We start from the raw sequence: 19,825 nt of genomic DNA, 5'->3' as shown, positions 1-19,825 counted from the left end.
AAAAAAGATCTCCTCCTTATATAGCAACTGAAGTTCCTAATATATCCTTTAGTCTGCGTTCTAACATTTTAGACACTCTTTCACGGCCTCGAACTTCAGGTGGAGTTGGGTATTCCCTACCATCTACAATGACAGGTTGATCATATCGAACCAAGATAAGAGGAAGGTATTCTTCGTATAACGCACGAATTCTCTTGGCATGTTCTGGTTTACGGGCAAACAGCTTTAGCATACGAAGTCCAAAGCCTACATGCCGTCCTTCGTCTTCCTTGATTCGGGCAAATCCTTCACTCAAACCAGGCAATAGGCCCTTACTTCCGTATACACCTCGAAACACATCATATCCAGTCATCGCTTGAACACCTTCTATTATTCCTTGGTAATGGGTTAACCCTTCTACAAGTGCAGCCTCACGTTCCTCTTCTCCTTGTTCAAGAGCATTCAGCATTACTTTTACACGATTATCAAGTTTCTGCTGAACCATATTTTTCACTGAAGGAATTCGCTCACGACCAATTACTTCTTTAAAATAGCGCATAAAAAACTCAGTATGTTTAAATTCCTCGAGCAATTGAGTACTAAGGAATGCCTGTTGTTCTGTAGAGGTGCCTAACATGATCCAGGGACAAAACTTTAAGGCAACATTTTCTTCAGCATCGAGAAATCCTGTACAAAAATGAATAAGATATCCTTTAAGGTCTTCATCAAGCGCTTCAAAATCCCTTTTATCCTGGCTAAGATCGATAGCAGCAGGATCCCAAGTCCCAAAACGAATCGCTTTTCGATATAAGTCCCACGCCACTTCATCCGTCGTCTTATCAATACTAGGGATTAGCTCTTCAGTTTTATCGATATTTTCTGTCATTACAATTACCTCCAATTTTATAATAGAATTAATAGTCTTTAATAAAAAAATCAAACTTTAAAACAGTTCTTTCAGTAGATCCAAAATCTCTTCTTCTGTTGCTAGCCAAGGATTAAATTTCCACATTCCACTTTTCACGGAGTCGTGTGCGATCCCCTTAAGGTGCTCTTCTTTAACCCCCACCTGCTGCAATTTCTGTGGAAGCCCGATATCGTTTCGTAATTTAGTCACATCTTCTATTAATTGATCTGTAATCTTCCAACCAGGTAACGATGGATCAGTTACTCGAAAAACGCTAGCCATTTCAACATGCTTATCGACCAGGGATATCGAATTACGGCGGATAACCTCCGGTAAAAGCAGACCTATTGCCACTCCGTGACTAACATAGGCATATCCGCTTAACGCACTACCAATGGCATGTGTCAATCCGAGAAATGATTGATTGAATGCCATACCGGCCAAGAGACTAGCTTCTGCCATTTTGATCCTTGCCTCTACATCATTTCCATTAAATACGGCCCGACGAAGGTATTTGCTAACAGTTCGCATGGCTGATAATGCAAGTGCGTCACTGGCAGGCTGGGATATCCGTGACACAAATGACTCTGCCCCATGTGCAAAGGCATCAAATCCTGAGGCTGCTGTAATTTTCGTTGGTGCAGTCATCGTCATTTTAGGGTCCACTATACTTATATCCGGTGCGATGAATGGGCTCGTTACCGTAACTTTTCGATTCTCCTCCCAATCCGAAAAAACAGCAAACATGGTCACTTCACTTCCGGTGCCGGATGTCGTAGGTATTGCAATGAGAGGAATATTGGATGATTGCTTGATAAGATTTACTCCAGTATAATCACGAATACTCCCTCCATTTCCAGCTATTACACGAACACCTTTGGCTGTATCGATCGGACTGCCCCCGCCAATGGCGATTAAAGCATCGCATTCTTCCTGTTGAAACCCGTGAGCTGCTTTGTCAACGGTTTCAACGCTCGGATCCGGTTCCACATCATCATAAATCACATAAGAAATGTGATTGTCCTCTAAGATTTTTGTTACATTTTCGATTAACCCTGATTTTAAGACACCGTTATCAGTAACGATAAAGGCACGTTTTACTTTAAAAGGTATATTGTTAAGTTCGTTGATTTTGTTATATCCAAAATAAATCTTTGTGGGAAGATGAAACTCAAATGATCGATACATAATAGATAGATCCCCCCCTATTCTTCTATTTCAATATTAATATGTTTTGTTTCGGTATATTCCATTAATCCTTCAATTCCCCTTGTACGCCCAATTCCGCTCTCTTTATAACCCCCAAATTCTGCCTGTGGGTAATTTTTGTTATAGGTATTAATCCAAACCGTTCCGGCCTCGACCTTTTTAGCAATTCTCACAGCTCTGTTGACATCCTTTGTCCAAACGCCAGCAGCTAAACCGAAAATTGTTCCATTAGCAAGTGAGATCGCTTCTTTCTCGTCCCTAAAAACTTGTATGGCCAGCACGGGCCCAAAAATCTCTTCTTGTGCTATTCTTGATTCAATTGGCACCTGATCAAAAATGGTTGGCTCAATATAATACCCTTTATCGTAATCTCCACCGGTCAACCTATTACCACCCGTAATAAGTTTTGCATCTTGTCTTCCAATATCGCAATATTCCAAAATTTTATTAAGCTGTTCTTCCGAGATGACAGGTCCCATATCGGTTGTTTCAATTAACCCGTTACCAACTTTCAATTTTTCAGCCTGTTTACGCAATCCTTCCACCACTTCTTCATGAATCGACTCATGAACAATCACTCTTGATCCAGCAAAACACATTTGGCCGGCAGTAATAAAGGCTGATTTTGCAACGGCTTGAATCGCTTTGTTTAGGTTTGCATCAGGAAATATTATATTAGGAGATTTCCCCCCCAGTTCAAGAGCAAGTTTCTTCACCTTTTCTGCTGCTTTTTTCATTAAGTTTTTGCCAGTAGTCGTGTCACCTGTAAAGCTGATGGCATTAACATCGGGATTTGTAGTCATTTCATCTCCAATGACCTTTCCCGGACCAGACACGATATTCACAATTCCTGGTGGAAAGTCGCTATTTTCCTCGATTAATTTGACAATGGCAGTGCTGATAAGTGGTGTCCGACTTGCCGGTTTTAAAACCACTGCGTTTCCTGCAGCAAGGGCTGGAGCAACCTCTCGAATCATTAGCATGGCCGGCCAGTTCCAAGGTGAAATAATCCCTACTACTCCAATCGGCTCTTTGTCAATGATGCCATATGACGTGGTGGAAAGATTTATCGACCTACCGAATATACTTCGAGCCATACCTGCAAAATATTTTAACGTATCAATACAGGCGTCCAATTCTATACGAGACTCCTTTATCGGCTTTCCGTTCTCTGTGGTTAAAATTCTAGCAATTTCTTCTCTATTTTCCTTCAATTTATAAGCCCATTGCATCAAAGCATCAGAACGTCGCGAAGAATTTGAACGCCAGTCGGATGTATGAAATGCTGCCTTCGCCAATTTAATTGCCAATTTAATATCTTCTAATCCCGATTTCTGTGACTCTCCAACAATCTCACCTGTAGCAGGATTTACGGATGTCATCGTTTCCCCAGTTTTGGCTTCTTGCCAATCGCCATTAATATAATTTCTAGTAATCTCTAATTTTGCAATCACTATTTACGGCCCCCGTTTCTATTTGAGATTGCCTTTTGTTTCTGGAACGATGAGGCTTCCAATAATGTAGACAAGAAAAATTACAATCACAAAATACATAAGTGTGTACGGTATATTTTCAATCGAACCGCTTGCTAATGTTACGAAAGTTGGCATCATACCGCCAATTGCAAATCCCATATTCCATGAAAGTCCTGTACCCGTAGACCGTATTGATGTAGGAAAGCGTTCATTAAGAAAAATTAACACAGGTGCATAAGCAGCGTTTCCTAAAAACACCAGACCCATCGTATTCAAATAAATCGAAGTCGTTGTAACAGCATCGGCTAATGCTAGATAAAAATATGGAAGTCCGACGATATTTAAACATCCAATAACTAAAAAGGTCTTTTTTCTTCCAATAATTTCACTAAGTTGTCCGAACAGTAAAGCCGAAATTATCGTGACAATACTTGAGACAATGAGAACACCTGATAAAACTTCTGAAGATACATTGTTAACTACTTTTAGAAATGTGGGAATAAAACCAGCTGTAAGGTAATAACCTGAACCACCACCAATAACAATCATTAGATTCACAGCTATAACTCGGAAATATTTTGTAAATAGGGTCTTAATAGGAGACTGCGGTATTACATCCTCTTGCCCTTTTTCTTCATTCTCTTTACGTAATTGTGCCCAAAGCGGAGACTCGTTAAGTGTTCTAAATACAAGTAGACCAGCTACTGCACCTAAAATCCCTGTAAAGAACATGACTCGCCACCCCCAATCATTAAACGCTTCACCAGGAAAAAAAGCAGAAACGATGGTAAACGTTAGTGAAGCGAATAGTGCTCCTAACCCGGCTCCTCCCCCACCTATAAGACCAGACATCAATCCGCGCCATTTAGGCGACGCAGATTCTGTTCCAATTGTATGTGTAGATGCCACGACACCGCCTACAAAGACCCCTTGAACTAATCGTAGAATTAAAAAAAGGATTGCAGCAGTCACACCAATTTGTGGGACAGTAGGCAAAAGACCAAAGGCAGCTGTACTAACACCAACCCCTACCACAGAAACAATCATGGCTTTCTTTCGCCCGTTTTTATCTGCATAAGATCCAAATATTGCCGACCCAAGAGGCCGCATCAAAAGCGTTACCCCAAAAGAAGCATAAACAGCAGCTAAAGAAAGCGTAGGGCTGGTTGTAGGGAAAAATAGTATACTAATTGTGGGAGCCACAAAAAGTAGAAGAAAAAGATCATAAAGATCGAAAGACCACCCTAATAGTGACGCTGTCATTGCAGAGACAACCTGACGTCTGTTAACGATTACATTTTCTTGTTCAGAATGAGCGACTACATTAGACATTAGAGTACCTCCATTTTTTCATATCATGTTCTGAATCATGTTAAACGGGAAAAATAGTATATTAATACCCAAAAAATAATGATTATAGATTGGTTATTATTTCATCTTTATTGAGTCCCGACCACCGTTCAAACAGTCGAGCATCAATACCAAACTGATCTAACACCTTACCTACACTTTGATTAACAATATCATCTAATGATGTTGGCTTATGATAAAAACTAGGAACAGGAGGGAGGATTACCGCACCATTCTCTGCAGCTGATTGCATTAGCCGCAAATGCCCTAAATGCAATGGTGTTTCACGGACCATTAGAACCAACTTCCTTTGTTCCTTCAAAGTTACATCAGCAGCTCTAGTGATTAAATTATCATTAAAACTGTTTGCGATAGATGATAGAGTTTTAATAGAACACGGAGCAATGATCATCCCGTCAACATGAAAGGAACCACTTGAGATGCTTGCACCTATATCATTTGAGTCATATACAAAACTGCACAGTGATTTTACTTGTTCCACCGAGTATTCTGTTTCATATTCGATGGTTTTTTCAGCAGAGGAACTAATAATTACATGACTTTCAATTTGAAGTTTGTTTAATGTCTCAAGACATCTAATACCGTAAATGGATCCACTTGCCCCTGATATACCTATAACAATTTTTTTCACTCTGTTTCCTCCTACATTTGAAAACGACTTTTTGGATCATGCACTTTGAAGCGGGTAATCAATCCACTTTTGTTAACTGCACGCTTTTCAAAGTTCCCCCCTTTCAACTTTCAATATTCATCTTTTATATTTGCAAGTTTCATGCCATTAATAAACTGTTTAAAATTCACTCTTTCCTACCCATTAACCATCCAACTGGAACGAATGACGTTACAACTGGAACCCCTGCAGTTCCGCTTTTCTTGAAGACTAGGGTAAGGCTCGAACCTTACTGGATGGCAAATTTCAAATAAACAAAAAAACGTTTGCTCCATTCTGAAACGTAGACCCCGTTCAGATGGGCAATAATTTTACCTTTTACACCTTGTGAACTGCGTAATATATAGTACTGATTCCGAGTCGGTACCTTTCAAAATTGAAGTAAAAAGGATATCCAACTGTGATTGTTTAATGTAAAAAGCCCTTCTCTTAATCGAGAGGGCTTTTATTAGAGATTAATGTTTATTATTTATTTCAAACTCCTTGAGAAACGTTAGAATCTGTACTATTTTTACTTTGTTGAACAATGATGGTTTTAAAATCAGGCTTTTCAATAATTAGAGAAACAGCAACACCACCCAATATCGCCCAGAATGGAGAGCTTATATCATAAAAATGGACTCCTGACATCGCAATGATAAGGGCAAAAAATGAACCAAATTGGAATTGGGGTTTAGAAAACGCTTCCTGTAATGAACTTAAAAGAACTCCCATCATAGCCAGTCCTGCAACAGTGCTGATTAATACTTTCGGCATTGCAGCTACAAAAGGCATGACTATACCTGCAAACAATCCAAAGGTAGAAAATAACACACCACATACAACCACTGCTGCATATCTTCCTTCCATTTGACCAGCTTCTTTTGATGCGCAGATTGCTGTCATTGACCCCGCAATATTCGCATTATGACCTCCAAAAAAAGATGTAATAACCCCGCCAATTCCGCTTAAAATCGTCATCTCATTAACCGGTGGTTTATATCCTTGGGTGTTTAACACACCTGTAGCCTGGGCGTTTTCAGCACCAATTACTAAAAGTGCAAGTGGGATGCCCATTGAAATAATCGCGTCAATATTGAATGATGGAGTCACTAGTTGAGGAACGACAAAAACGGAACTCACATCTTTCACTTGGAATTCTCCCATCCAAACCGATAAAATGATAGCAACAGCAAATGATATTAAAATAGGTGGAAATTTTTTTATATAACGGAATGAGAGAAGATACACGAGGATGGATGAACCTGCAATTATTGGTGCTTTTTCGAGGGATGCAATCATCTCAGTCCCAAAACTAATCATTGTTCCAACGACCATCGACATAACAATTGGAACCGGAATCCAGTCCATAACTTTACCAATAACCCCTGCTATCCCTAACATAAAGACAATGAGACCTGCTGCCAAATAAGCACCCGCAGCTTCATTTAAAGAATAGTTTGACAGTGAACCTACAACAAGTACTGCACCTGGAATTGAATAAGCGCCAGCAATCGGCTGCTTATTTCTTACGGAGATGAATATTCCTAATATCCCACCAAAAAAATATATGGCAAATAACCAAGAAATCATTTGTGTTTGAGTTAATTCGCCATTTGATGCTCCGTTTATTATAATTAGCGACGGACCAGTACAGCCAAAAATTGCTGCCAGCGCTCCTGCACTAACCGTTCTTACATTTAAATGACTTAATAAACCTTTCTTGTTTTCAGAACCCTTTTTTAGCTGCATACCTTCAATCCTTCCCTATCGTTCTATTAACTTCCCTGAATCAAACATGATTTAAAGCGACTTTTCTTGATCTAAAATGAGAATCACCGGCAGAGGCTGCCGGTGACTCTCATTTTATTACTTCCCTGTAAAAACTGGTTTTCTCTTTTCGACGAACGCATCTACGCCTTCTTTAAAGTCTTCTGTTGTGCGAAGGAGGCCGTAGGCTTTCCCTTCCATTTTCAATCCGACTCCCAGCGGACTTTCTTCAGAAGCGTTCAACACTTCTTTTGCAACACGCTGAGCAAGCGGAGAAAATTGAACAAGCTCCTCAACTAACGAATCCACTGTTTGTTGAAGGTCCCCTTTGGACACTACTTGTGTTAATAGACCCCATTGATATGCTTCATTTGCAGGAATTTTTCTGGCACGCATGATCATGTCCTTTGCTCTTGTTAAGCCCACAATCTTTGCAATTCTCTGTGTACCTCCACTCCCAGGAATCATTCCTAGGTTCATTTCTGGAAGGGCAAGCAGGGTATCTTCCCGTGCAATCCTGAAATCACAGGCCATCGCAAGTTCTAGGCCTACACCGAACGTATACCCCTGCAGCTGAGCGATGACAGGTTTTGGAGAGCGTTCAGGAGCAGCCACGTTTTCGGCTAAATGGGAAAGCTTTTCTTGATGGGTCGCCATAAATTCTGGGATGCTTCCTCCTGCACTGAAGCATACATCTCCTGCTCCTTTGAGGATAATGACACGCACTTCATCATCTTGATTCAAACCATCAAAAATCTCTGTCAGTTGTTCTCTGCCGAGCATACTGATATAATTCATTTTCTCTGGACGATCAAACACGATTGTTGCCGTTTGTTTTTCTGCATTTTTCTCTACCCGAATATGGTCATACGTTTGCTCTGTTATAGTCATTTGTTATTTCCCCTTTTCTATTTTAAAATTTTTATTGGCTGATAGCTTCACTTTCATTGTGAGGTGCATCAATATCACCCTCGCGCAATTTACGGCGAAGAATTTTCCCTACAGGACTTTTTGGAATCTCTTTTACAAACGTATACTTACGAGGCCTTTTGAAATTTGATAAACTGGGTAGATTCTTGCAAAATTCATCCAGTTCTTGCTCTGTAACAGATTGGTCTTTAGCTACAATATAAGCGGTAACAATCTGCCCCCAGCGCTCATCAAGCTCCCCAATTACGGTAGCTTCCCTAACTTTTGGATGTTGAGTCAGACAATCCTCGACTTCTAATGGATGAATGTTTTCTCCCCCAGAGATAATCATATCGTCAACCCGGCCAACAACGAATAAGTCACCGTCTTTATCAATAAAGCCAATATCTCCTGTAAAATACCAGCCATCTCGAATAGTTTTTTCCGTCGCCTCCGGGCGATTCCAATACCCTTTAAAGGCTTCAACGGACTTCAGATTCGCAATAATTTCGCCGACTTCTCCTCTCCCAACAATATCATCAGGAGTAGAATGACCGTCTGGATCTGCTTTTACCAGGCGAATATTTTGATGAATCCCCGGTTTACCTGCACTGCCTGGCTTTTCATGTACATCAGGGCAGATGGTAAACGTATATACCTCCGTACTGCCGTAATGATTTACAAACAGTTTTGGTTTAAGTAACTTCACACATTGATTTACTAATGTAGTAGTCATTGCGGCACCAGCATACCCGATTTTTTCAAGCTTGGTAAGGTTATACCTGCCAAAATCCGGGTATGATAACATATCATGAAAAAGCGTCGGAACTAAATAAAGGGATGAAATTTTTTCTCTTTCTACAATTTCAAGCGCCTCACCAGCATCAAAGTCTAAGTTTGATAAAAGAGCAAACTTTCCATTTAAAAAAGTCATAGAGAGCAACGAACGAACACCCATTGTATGATAAAGTGGCATAACTCCTAATGTACTTTCCCACAACTGGTACTGGTTTTGGATGATATGTGCCATAGCCGAGGCATATTCATTCCTATGCGTTCGTGGTACTCCCTTTGGACGTCCTGTTGTACCGGATGTGTATAGCATTATCGATATATCATTCTCATCTAGAATTGGCCTTTGATAGCTTCCTGGGCTTCTGTTTACTAGTTCCGGATAAGAAATATCCACACCATTATAATTTTCAACACCAATCAAGATTGGTCTTTCGAGAAAGTTCGCACCTGACACAGCACTTTGACTGGTTGATTCAAAGATGATAGCCTTCGCTTCAGAATCGTTTACACAATATTCGACCTCTTTGGCGGATAAGCGGTGGTTTATTGGAGTATAGATTGCACCAATCTGTTGTATTGCCCAGTAAACCATAACATTTTCCTGTCTGTTCTTTAAGATGACAACAACACGATCCTGTTTTTGAATGCCTAAACGTTGCAGAGAGGCAGCAACTTTTTCTACTTCCTTTTGTAATTGGGCATAAGTATAAGATTTCAGGCCTTGTACTAGAGCGATTTGATTTGGATAGCGTTCCACCGCAAAATCCAATAATGTACCTAAATTCATAAAAAATCTCTCCTTTCTCCCCTTGAAGGTTCATTACTTATTTAATTGGTAACTTCAGCCTTTTTTAATTCTTTCCCAAATTTTTTGAAGAAGTCTTTAATAACCAGTTTAGATACGCCTCCTAGCATTCGTTGACCGACCATCGCAACTTTTCCTCCCACTTCTGCTTCAAAGCTGTAAGAGAGAACAGTGTTGTTTTCATCTACTGATTCAAGAGTAATATCTGCGACGGCTTCTATGCTTCCAGGTCCTCCCTCACCTTTAACGATCATTTGATAAGATATCGGTTTATTAATATTCGCTAATTCAATTGTTGTAGAATAATCACCTTTCACTGATGCAACACCCATTGATATATCAGCTTCATATTTATTTTCTTCAACTAACTCCAATTTTTTGCACCCCATGATGCATCTCTTAAGCACCTCTGAATCTAATAACACATCCCAAGACTGTTCAATTCCTGCTGGCAAATTCAAACTCCCTTTACCTTCCATCATAAACTCCTCCTATCCTATCTTTAACAACGTTTTCAAGAAAGCGGTTTCAAATGATAAATAATAAATGAAAAAAAAGTATTGCATTAATAATATGGATTGTTTTAATTGTGATTTCACCTTCCATTACTAGCATAATAATCTATAAACTTACTTTCCATTTTCAAAATCTTGTTTAAATCACTTAAAATATTTCTTATTATTTCGAATATTCAATATTCCCCTTCTGAAATTGCGCACAGGCTTTTAATTTTTTTTAACTTAATATAAACTTGGAGAATACCATTTACGCCAAAGTTTTTTACTATGCCAATATGTTCCCATACCTTCAAATATGTTGACTGATAAATTAATATGGTCATCTATTAGGTAATTCTATTTTTTCTACACATTGTGTAAATGGAAAGACGCTTAGTATAACAATTTCACCCTAATGTCATTTTCTATTTCTCCATTGGCTTCCATTACATCCTCCTCTTTTAAAAAAACTAAAGGTAACAGAATCAATGTCTCAAAAAAGAATATTAGGATAATTCAAATAGTAATTATTTTGTCATCTTAAAGATGTAATGGATCATAAGTCACGTGAGAACTTAATGAAATACAACAAAGGCAGACCATTTAGATACGATTATTATTTGAGAGAAACCAATGGAAATTAAAGAAAAGACTCCAGTTCAAATACCATGATCCATATTCTTATAGAGTACCCCTTTTTAATTTGTCCCTTATAAGGGATATAGTCCAAAGGGGAGCTTCATAAATCCCAAACCCTTTATATTACTATGCAATCTTTGCTCCATCTTTTTTTGAATCCATTTTACTTTTTGCTTTGCTGTAGTCCTCTCGATCAAGTAATAATGAAACGACAAATCCTACCAATAGAGCCCAGAAAGCGGCACCAACAGTAAATACTGTTACATTAGAAATGGCTATAAGAAATGCTACCATGGCTCCATTTTTAAATTTCCCGTTGAAAGCCCCGGCAAATGTACTTATAAACACGTTAAAAATAGCAAGACCACCGAGCACAGAAAGCAATTGACCAGGAACCACCGTCGAAACCGCAATAACCATCCCGGCTACTAAACCAAAACATATCCAAAGTAATCCATCAAAAGTTGCCGCTACATATCTCAAATTTTTATCCTCACCTGCTGCATCGCTAGAAACCATTGCAGTACTTGGTCCAGCTATAACAGTTGGGTGTCCTCCAAAAAGAGAGTTAACGATTGTACCAATACCTGGAATGGTAAACATAGCATTGATAGGAGGTTTATATCCTGTAGCAAATAGCACCCCGACAGCCTGCATATTCTGAACACCAATTATCAATATAATTAAGGGCAACGTTAGTTCTAATGTAGCTTGAATACTAAAATGAGGTACTACAAATATAGGATGAGCAAATGAAGGTTGTATCGCCCCCCAGTTCGTTTGCCCAAGGGCTGTTGCGATTATCCCTCCTATTATTATTGCTCCTAGAATAGGCGGGAATTTTCTTGAGAATTTTTTCATCGCCATTAAGAGGAAGAAGACTGCAAAAGAACTCCCTGCAACTGCTGGTGCCTCTACCACAGCCTGTATTGCTTTGATACCAAAAGATAGAAGGACACCAGCAATCATTCCAAGCATAACCGGAAGAGGAATTAATTCTATTACCTTCTTGATTACCCCTGACAATCCAAGAATTGTAACTACTATTCCAGCAACAATAGATGCACCAATTGCCTCATTAAAGGGTATATGCTTTAAGGCATTACCTATTAATATTGCACCAGGTATGCTATAGGCCACCACAATAGGTATGCGATAGCGGAGTGACAAGATAATCGTAAATATACCTCCCGCCGTATAAATAATAAACAACCAAGAAATTGCCTGCTCAACAGAAAGATTACCTTCTTTAGCTGAATTCATTACAATTAAACCTGGCCCCATAATGCTAAACAATGCAGCAACCAAACCAGTTCCAAGAGCAGCGGGAGTTAAATTACCAAAAAAATCCATAATGTTTTTCCTCACGTCTGTACCTCTTTCGATACTCATTTTGGAAACCTCCTTTTTTATCATCTCATTGGATAGAAAAAGATTCTGTCTCTGGCCAACTCCTAGGACGGAATCTAAAACGGAATACTATTACTTTTGGTATTAGCTAACGAGATAATGGCCAGAGATTTACGTTTTCCTTTTATCGTCCACGTTGTCATCCCTCCTATTTTATGAATCAAATCCCCCAAAGAAAGCGTTTACAAATAAAGGTAAGGAGAATCTTATAAAGATATTTGAAGTAGAGTTAACTTTCCCTAATAACAGAATAATCAATTAATATATATCAGTCTTTTAAAATCTTACTTTTCTTATTTCAAAATAAATCTGTCAAACAAACTTTCCTCTTCTTTAGTACGCTATTACTGACAGTACGTGAAAAACATACTTCTCGCTTTGATCAGAGCAAACTCTAGTAATAAAGGTTTTTCCTATTACAAAGCTTCTTATCATAGTATTAATAGACAACTTCTTGAATTATTGAGTTATAAATTATTAAGTAAATACCAGTTACATGTATATCTAAAGGCATTATAAAATGGTACTCAGCGGACGTAATTACATATTAGCTTTTTTTCTTCGTCTACCATTTTGATATCCCATACCATTGTAGTACGACCCTTATGCAACGAATCAAGATAAAATTAAAAGGCATGAGCCCGGTAGATTACCGGGTTCATGCCCTCAAGGCTGCTTAAGTAAATAAAGTATCTAACTTTTTGGGTTCACATCATTTTTACTGGTCGACCTTATAATACGAACGCACACGTTAGTTTAAGTAGATTTCTTCTCAATCTTTTTAGTATTTCAGTTAATACAGTAATGCTGCCCCGATAGTTCAAAAAAGAAAAAGCTGCCTTAAAGACAGCTCTGATCTTCAGCTAACGCCCGTTAGTTTAAGTAACAATCTTAACAAGATGAATTATACATCCATTTTCCCTTTAAAGTAGAAGCTTAAAGTGTAAACGGGTTTAGTAATTATAATTACAGGGTAATTAAAGTTTTGGTATATAAAAAATAGGGGGATTATATTATGAAGGAGTCACTAGATACATATAAATTACTGGAATTCATCCAAGAAAATAAAACGGATTTTGAAAATTCATTATTAAACGAAGCATCTAATGTAAAAGAAAAAATTGAAGAAATTTTAACGGTCGGTAATATTGACCTGGTAAATAATGCCCATAGGCTGATTCAATACATTATTGAGGCTAAAGAACAGGAGCTTCAATCATTTGCTACACAAGAAGGTATAGCTTGGGCGACACACGCAATTCCATTAACTTTCAAATTAGAGTGGGTGCAAGCAATTCGAAGAACCTTGTGGAGGTTCCTACAAGAATATAACAAGGTAAATAATAAGGTTATTACTGAAGAATTTTTTTCGGTAGAAAAACAAGTTAATAATCAGGTAGACAGATTTTTAAATGTTTTTTTTATCACATATTCTCAATACAAAGATTCGTTGATAATGGCTCAAAAAGAATTGGTTGAAAATCTTTCGGTGCCCATAATCCCAATAACACCCACTATATGTATTTTGCCTCTTATTGGTGCGGTTGATCTTTACCGAACGAATATCCTCGAGGAAAAAGTTTTAATGGAGATTGGAAAATTACGTATTCAAACATTGATTATGGACTTATCTGGAATTATGGAAATCGAGGCCGAAGTAATTGATCATTTAATGAAGATTATAGACGGCACTTCATTAATGGGATGTACCACTGTGATTACCGGGTTAAGAGCTGAAGTGGTTAGAAGTATGATAAACTTAGGAATAAGATTAAATGAAAAAGCACAAACATTAGGAACTTTACAACAAGCATTGAATAAATTCTTATTAAGTTAAACACGGAGAATTTTAGAGGAGAGTCGCTTTGCCGACTCTTTTTTCTTATTCAATATATTCTGACCAACTGTCTAAATATTTGTTCCTGCCCGGCAGTTACGCCTTGGTATAAGCTATAATTAGGGTATTTAGTATTTAATTCAACACTAATTAATTCATTTTTTTCTTCAACCAAAATGCCCGGTATACAAAGAATGTACTGCCTTAAAAACAGCTCCTGTTTTCAGCTAACGCACCCGTTACCATCTATGAAGCGCAAAAATCAGCGTTTCACCACAGAGAATGAAAATTGGTCTCTGTGTCGATAATGTTTTAATGGCTGGCGAAGAACGTCGTTGAACTATGGTGCCTTTGAGCCCATCCGTTAGTCTGACTCCGACGACTACGGTGTACTACCGACTGTCGCGCCCTTTATGGGTAGCACTCATGGGGAGATTAATCCTTTTTTGATTGTCGCGCTAGCCTTTACTTAATTTGCAATGATTGGAGGTTTTTATTTAACGGTTTACCAAACTCAATTAGATCACTCATAAGGCTCAGCCTATTTTTTAAAAGCATTTTTACTGTGTCTATTTTGCTGTGGTTTTTTCTGGATTTTGAGCTTTTTTAATTTTTATGGGAGCTCAATTAGAAAATACGATACCTCTTATTGAAGTATCGCACTCTTAGTTTAAGAAGTACACATCATTAATCAATCAAATTGTTCTCTTCAATTTTCTTTTCTAATTTAAATCTGTAATTAATATTAAAACTAAGATTCTTCGGCTTATTCCAAATATAATTGCACCTACCCTACTTACTCCCATTCCTACAAACCCCCTAATTAACTTCAACCACCAAAATGCGTTATGATACCTAAATTTACAAAAACCAATGGAGAATTATATAATGGTAAGCTTGATTTGTGTTAGAACATCAGTGTGACAAAATCCCCGACGCAATAAGGCGAACTAAAACCTCACTTAGTTTAGGATTATCCATTGTAATTTCTGTGATTTGGAATGGTTCACCTTCTCAAATGTAACTGCAGACCTTTTCTGTTGAATCCTTACAAAACGATCTGCCCAGTTTGTATTATAAGTTTCTAGAAGCTTTCTATCCTACTTAGTTATTTTATGCTTAATATGAATGTACAAAAAGAGAAAAGGGATATATAAATACACAAAGTAAAAAGCAATGTTTGAATACATTTCATTCAATCGCTCTATTTGACTCCTCTCTTTGAGCACATTAGCTATAATAAAGAATAGGACCAGTACAATGAACAGACTTATACGTTGTTTCACATTTATTACTTTCTTAATAGCACGACAACCTGCCCATATTTTCACACTGATATTGGGTAATATGAGAAGTAACCAAATCGAAACAACGATAAATTCGACTCTTTCTATTAGAGGGAATTTCGCAATTTTCATTTGATCTAATGTGGGCCATATTGTATGGTTTAATTGTCCTTCACTAAAGAAAACAAATGTGATGAGTGCTACTATTAGATAAAGTAAGCTTGAGAACAAAAGTCCAAAATGGGCCCATTTTTGTGATCTGTCTGGATTTTTAATGAATGGGTAGAACATGAATAAGGTCTCAAAGCCAACATACTGAAACAACATAGCTTTAGAGGATGATACGATTTCCTTCAGAGAGTGGTTAAAGACGGGTAATAAATTGTGAAAATTGGCAAATTCCAACGAAAAAAAATTAAGGGGAAACAGGATAATAAAAGGTATAATAGTTCCCCAGAAACACATTCCAGTAATCACGCGGAATCCACCGGATACAACGTAATAAATGAGGACTAGAAGAATGAGGCTTATTTGCCAGGTCTTCATTAAGGGAAACAGCCAAACTTGAACAACTTCAATATAAACACGGAAAACAATTAACGCTAATATAAGAAAGTAGAAAATCACAAAAATGTTGAACAGTCCGCCAATCCATTTTCCAAAGCAAAATTTGTGAACATGTATGACATCATTTTTAGCAATTCCAAGAATACGATAGATCATCCAAACTAGTATATGAATGCTTATACTTGATAAAATAATGGAAATCCATGCATCATAACCTGCGTCCTTTGTTATATCTCGTTGAAAACTCATGATTCCTATGCCAATAATATTCGTGTAGATCAGAAAGAAAACGTAAAAGGAAGATACTAAATGTCGTTCGTCTAGTAATGATTTCACGTGGCTCCTCCTCTTATCATGCAGACTTACTCTTCAATACCTGTATTTAGGATGTCAATATTTGTGTGTACAGTGGTTTTTACTTTTGGGTATATGTCCATAAACCGTTGATAGTCCCAATTTCTTGAGTTGGCTCTAACCTTTTCTCCCAACCCAATGGGATCTACATTGTATCCTTGTGCCAGTGAAATTAAACGTTGGACCTCTTCCTTAAAGTGTTCATTTAAAATTCGTTCCAATTTTACAATATCTTTATTTTTTTTCAAATCAAACCAGGATGATGCTTTTTCAATCTCTGCATGGATGGTTAAATCGATGAATATACTCGGAATGCCTTCGCTTTTCTCAACCGTATATGTAGTTTTTGCATCCAGGTTTTTCAAGAGAATAAAACCTTCCTTTTTATTTTGCGTGATTTTGGTTTTATATTGTCCATTTTGAGACCCATCAATTAATGTTTTTAGAATTAAGGACTGTCTTAAATTAATATGATTTATGTACTTCCCGTTTTTTAATAAAGCTAACCCGTCAATTTTAATTTGATTTTCCTCTAGGATAAGGTAAGGTAAAATTTGATCCCTCCCTTCTTGATGAAAATTATTCAAAAACATGTGCAGATTCATTTTTGGCAAATTACCACTTTCAATGTTTTGATTGATTTTTTCACTTAAATGGAATGAAAGATTCACATGTTTACTGGATTGAAGTATATCTTCGGCTGTGTTTTCAGCAATGCCCAACTGCATTCGACTCGCTGTATTTGGATTTCGGGCAAAATTAGTGATAACATCTTCAATCCCTTGTGTGGCGTATTCCTTGCCAAACAATAAAAAATCTAATTTTCCTGTCTCAATAGGATAGGCTGATTTTGCATTCATTCTCGGGAGTATGTCTTCATATGAATTAGACACCGTTTTATAAATCTTCAATTTGACATTTCCCTGCTCTGCGAAAGTAGGATAAATAGCAATTCCTTTAACTTTGCCTTCTTCCCGATCATATCCTAGAGCTTCAATTATCTGAACTTCATCAATGATCCTCTCATGTATACCACACCCTGATAAAAAGAAAGTTAAGCTAAAAGTTAACAGAAAACATAATTTCATGAAATTCACCTTTATTATCCTTTCCTGATTACTCATCAAAATCACTTTTCTTTTTTTTGTGATTATGTGGGTGGTATCTCCAAATTGATTTAGGACGTAAATAATTTGGCCTTTTGGATGTTTTACTATAAGAGGAACGGATCAGGCTGTCCGTTAAATCCTCATGCCTAAAAGGATAAAATGGAACTGTATAGGGTGTTCCTAAAGATTCTAACCGTGTAAGGTGAATGATTAAAAACGCAATCCCAATAACGATACCTAGTCCCCCCCAAATAGATGCGAAGAGAATTAAAGGAAAACGTAAAAAACGTATAGTGTTCGACATTTTATAAATTGGGGTAGTAAAGGAAGCTAAGGCAGATAACGCGACTATAATGAGTAAGACATTACTTGTAAGGGACGCCTCAACTGACGCTTGGCCGATAACAATACCGCCCACTATTCCCAATGTTTGTCCTACCTTTGTAGGTAACCGGACTCCCGCTTCACGTAATAGTTCAATCGTGAATTCCAGAAAAATCACCTCTAATACCGGCGGAAACGGGACATTATAACGAGAAGTACTAAGTGAACCGAATAAATCGTTTGGAATCATCTCGTAATGGTAAGTGATAACGGCTATATAAATAGATGTTCCAAAAATGGAGAAAAGGACACTGAATACCCGTATTAAACGAAAAAAAGATGCAAGAATCCATGGGAGAAAGTAATCTTCAGGTGAAATAAAATAATCAATGATCGTAGAAGGACCTGTAATGACATATGGCGACCCACTACTTAAAACAGCTACTTGTCCGTTAATAAGAGCTTGAACCGCCCTATCCACACGTTCAGTTGGCAGAAGCAAAGGAAACGGTGTAAGGGAATTATCTTCTATAAATTGATGCAGCTGAGAAGTATCAAAAATGACATCAAAATCAATATCTTGAAGCCGTTGGGTCATGGTATTAACGTGCTGCTCACTCGTAATCCCATCAATATGGGCAATAATAACTCGAGTATTTGAAGTAGAACCAATGTTTACTTCCTTCGTAATTAGATCAGTTGTATTTATTTGTTGTCTTAATAAATGTATATTTACATCAATATTCTCAAGAAACCCAATTTGTGGCCCCACCACACTAAACTCATTTTCAACATTATTTTGTTCACGCAATCCAGCTTTATCATTAGATAAGAGAATTAAAGCAACCCTTTGATCATTTTCCTTCATTTGAAGTATCGCATACCCTTTAAGTAACTTTGATTCAGCTTCGTTCCGATTATCCGTTATTACAATATCTTCTATTGCGATGATTTTCTTTATGTCATCAATTTTCTCTAGCCTGTCTAGTTCAAAAGGGGTCTCTCGGAAAATCATTAAAATTTTCTGTTGGAGTTGTTGTTGATCGACCAGTGTATTGTAGTAAGAAATGATTAAATGTCCCGATTCATCCGTAAGTGGAAATTGTTTAAAATCACTGGATTTTTTAACCTTAGCAAACAGCTGGCCAAAATCTTGTGAATTCTCAGTCACGGCCTGTTTGTCTTTATTATTTCTAATCTTTCGTTTTTTGAAGAACATCTAATCACCTCCCTATTACAATGGAATTCATATCCTTCTATATTATGTAAAGTCATCCCCATATTTATGTAAATTCGTTTTATAATAAGTGAAAATTTTATCCTCTCCAGTTTACATAAAATAAATATAGCTTAGAGTAAGCAAAGGACCATGATCCTAATAGAAATAATCCCTGTAGGGCGAGGGTAGGACAGCACAACACAAATTTACAAAGTTAAAACTTTTTCAAAATAAAAAGAGCCAAAAGGCTCTCTTAAATCATCGAATGGAGTTTAAACTCTAATGCTCCCCTCAATTTTATACCTAATTCAGGATACTCATTTAAACCGTCCATACATTAACCCAACCCTCATATTGTTCAAATAGTTTGCTTATTAGTTTATCATCATTTTCTTTCAAACCTTTTTTTAAACTTCATTGATTTATGCCCTCATTATCTACTATTTCAATCTTAATATCAGTTTCTTGATCATTCTATTCAAGCTGAATTAAATATGGAAATATGGATGTCATAAATTTTATACGAAGATCAAATTTGCTTTTTATTTACCTCAAGTGTACAACATTCAAAGTCTTTTAAAAAATAATAAACTTGCAATTAGATTCAGAGGTCACTTTCGAAATCTTAAAAATTCCTTTAAAAAAATTTAATACAAACAAATATAGGAAATAATCTAAACATAATAATAGGCTGATGAAATTTATGGATGATCA

Annotated in this window: 14 protein-coding genes; 1 reads left to right on the top strand and 13 read right to left on the bottom strand. The window is 37.2% G+C overall.

The window, feature by feature from the left end; translation table 11 throughout:
- Positions 1 to 16 precede the first annotated feature (16 nt).
- From ACSR9O_RS24555 to ACSR9O_RS24510, 10 genes are all read right to left on the bottom strand, one after another.
- Entirely contained in the window at positions 17 to 865 is an 849-nt protein-coding gene (locus tag ACSR9O_RS24555; protein WP_063575932.1) for a R2-like ligand-binding oxidase, read from the bottom strand.
- Between the two features lie 57 nt (positions 866 to 922).
- The gene (locus ACSR9O_RS24550) at positions 923 to 2,074 is read right to left on the bottom strand and encodes an iron-containing alcohol dehydrogenase (RefSeq protein ID WP_101225184.1); all 1,152 of its coding nucleotides are present in this window, start codon (positions 2,072 to 2,074) and stop codon (positions 923 to 925) included.
- 17 nt (positions 2,075 to 2,091) lie between these two features.
- Positions 2,092 to 3,549, bottom strand: a complete 1,458-nt coding sequence (locus tag ACSR9O_RS24545) for an aldehyde dehydrogenase family protein (RefSeq protein WP_491725259.1) — start codon at positions 3,547 to 3,549, stop codon at positions 2,092 to 2,094.
- An 18-nt stretch (positions 3,550 to 3,567) separates the two neighbouring features.
- The gene (locus ACSR9O_RS24540) at positions 3,568 to 4,902 is read right to left on the bottom strand and encodes an MFS transporter (protein ID WP_095395881.1); all 1,335 of its coding nucleotides are present in this window, start codon (positions 4,900 to 4,902) and stop codon (positions 3,568 to 3,570) included.
- 82 nt (positions 4,903 to 4,984) lie between these two features.
- Entirely contained in the window at positions 4,985 to 5,572 is a 588-nt protein-coding gene (locus ACSR9O_RS24535) for a UbiX family flavin prenyltransferase (RefSeq protein ID WP_491725258.1), read from the bottom strand.
- A gap of 513 nt (positions 5,573 to 6,085) precedes the next feature.
- Complete coding sequence (locus ACSR9O_RS24530) at positions 6,086 to 7,342, bottom strand: benzoate/H(+) symporter BenE family transporter (RefSeq protein WP_260357860.1); 1,257 nt, start codon at positions 7,340 to 7,342, stop codon at positions 6,086 to 6,088.
- A 117-nt stretch (positions 7,343 to 7,459) separates the two neighbouring features.
- Positions 7,460 to 8,251 (bottom strand): enoyl-CoA hydratase/isomerase family protein, encoded by a 792-nt coding sequence (locus ACSR9O_RS24525; protein ID WP_101225186.1) that lies wholly within the window; start codon positions 8,249 to 8,251, stop codon positions 7,460 to 7,462.
- Positions 8,252 to 8,282: 31 nt separating this feature from the next.
- Positions 8,283 to 9,851, bottom strand: a complete 1,569-nt coding sequence (locus ACSR9O_RS24520) for a class I adenylate-forming enzyme family protein (protein ID WP_260357861.1) — start codon at positions 9,849 to 9,851, stop codon at positions 8,283 to 8,285.
- A 41-nt stretch (positions 9,852 to 9,892) separates the two neighbouring features.
- On the bottom strand, positions 9,893 to 10,351 hold the full coding sequence (locus tag ACSR9O_RS24515) for an SRPBCC family protein (protein WP_230175739.1): 459 nt from the start codon (positions 10,349 to 10,351) through the stop codon (positions 9,893 to 9,895).
- 780 nt (positions 10,352 to 11,131) lie between these two features.
- On the bottom strand, positions 11,132 to 12,397 hold the full coding sequence (locus ACSR9O_RS24510; protein WP_095394981.1) for a benzoate/H(+) symporter BenE family transporter: 1,266 nt from the start codon (positions 12,395 to 12,397) through the stop codon (positions 11,132 to 11,134).
- Positions 12,398 to 13,430: 1,033 nt separating this feature from the next.
- On the opposite strand from ACSR9O_RS24510, the gene ACSR9O_RS24505 reads away from it, so the two are divergent.
- Positions 13,431 to 14,252: an STAS domain-containing protein gene (locus ACSR9O_RS24505; RefSeq protein ID WP_260357863.1), complete on the top strand. Its 822-nt coding sequence runs from the start codon at positions 13,431 to 13,433 to the stop codon at positions 14,250 to 14,252.
- A 1,100-nt stretch (positions 14,253 to 15,352) separates the two neighbouring features.
- Here ACSR9O_RS24505 and ACSR9O_RS24500 read toward each other — a convergent pair.
- Genes ACSR9O_RS24500 through ACSR9O_RS24490 form a run of 3 tightly spaced genes read right to left on the bottom strand, consistent with a single transcriptional unit; the run spans position 15,353 to position 19,111 of the window.
- Complete coding sequence (locus ACSR9O_RS24500; protein WP_098371984.1) at positions 15,353 to 16,441, bottom strand: GerAB/ArcD/ProY family transporter; 1,089 nt, start codon at positions 16,439 to 16,441, stop codon at positions 15,353 to 15,355.
- 26 nt (positions 16,442 to 16,467) lie between these two features.
- Positions 16,468 to 17,547, bottom strand: a complete 1,080-nt coding sequence (locus ACSR9O_RS24495; RefSeq protein WP_230175738.1) for a Ger(x)C family spore germination protein — start codon at positions 17,545 to 17,547, stop codon at positions 16,468 to 16,470.
- A gap of 28 nt (positions 17,548 to 17,575) precedes the next feature.
- Positions 17,576 to 19,111, bottom strand: coding sequence for a spore germination protein (locus tag ACSR9O_RS24490; RefSeq protein ID WP_491725257.1), 1,536 nt, complete (start codon positions 19,109 to 19,111; stop codon positions 17,576 to 17,578).
- Between the last annotated feature and the right edge of the window lie 714 nt (positions 19,112 to 19,825).

This window comes from Peribacillus sp. B65, assembly GCF_058513295.1.
This window is presented reverse-complemented; position numbering and strand designations above follow the sequence as displayed.

What these genes read in the sequence shown, in the direction of transcription:
- ACSR9O_RS24555 (WP_063575932.1), bottom strand. Translation starts at nt 865, where the DNA reads ATGACAGAAAATATCGATAAAACTGAAGAGCTAATCCCTAGTATTGAT.
- ACSR9O_RS24550 (WP_101225184.1), bottom strand. Translation starts at nt 2,074, where the DNA reads ATGTATCGATCATTTGAGTTTCATCTTCCCACAAAGATTTATTTTGGA.
- ACSR9O_RS24540 (WP_095395881.1), bottom strand. Translation starts at nt 4,902, where the DNA reads ATGTCTAATGTAGTCGCTCATTCTGAACAAGAAAATGTAATCGTTAAC.
- ACSR9O_RS24530 (WP_260357860.1), bottom strand. Translation starts at nt 7,342, where the DNA reads ATGCAGCTAAAAAAGGGTTCTGAAAACAAGAAAGGTTTATTAAGTCAT.
- ACSR9O_RS24525 (WP_101225186.1), bottom strand. Translation starts at nt 8,251, where the DNA reads ATGACTATAACAGAGCAAACGTATGACCATATTCGGGTAGAGAAAAAT.
- ACSR9O_RS24520 (WP_260357861.1), bottom strand. Translation starts at nt 9,851, where the DNA reads ATGAATTTAGGTACATTATTGGATTTTGCGGTGGAACGCTATCCAAAT.
- ACSR9O_RS24515 (WP_230175739.1), bottom strand. Translation starts at nt 10,351, where the DNA reads ATGATGGAAGGTAAAGGGAGTTTGAATTTGCCAGCAGGAATTGAACAG.
- ACSR9O_RS24510 (WP_095394981.1), bottom strand. Translation starts at nt 12,397, where the DNA reads ATGAGTATCGAAAGAGGTACAGACGTGAGGAAAAACATTATGGATTTT.
- ACSR9O_RS24505 (WP_260357863.1), top strand. Translation starts at nt 13,431, where the DNA reads ATGAAGGAGTCACTAGATACATATAAATTACTGGAATTCATCCAAGAA.
- ACSR9O_RS24495 (WP_230175738.1), bottom strand. Translation starts at nt 17,547, where the DNA reads ATGAAATTATGTTTTCTGTTAACTTTTAGCTTAACTTTCTTTTTATCA.
- ACSR9O_RS24490 (WP_491725257.1), bottom strand. Translation starts at nt 19,111, where the DNA reads ATGTTCTTCAAAAAACGAAAGATTAGAAATAATAAAGACAAACAGGCC.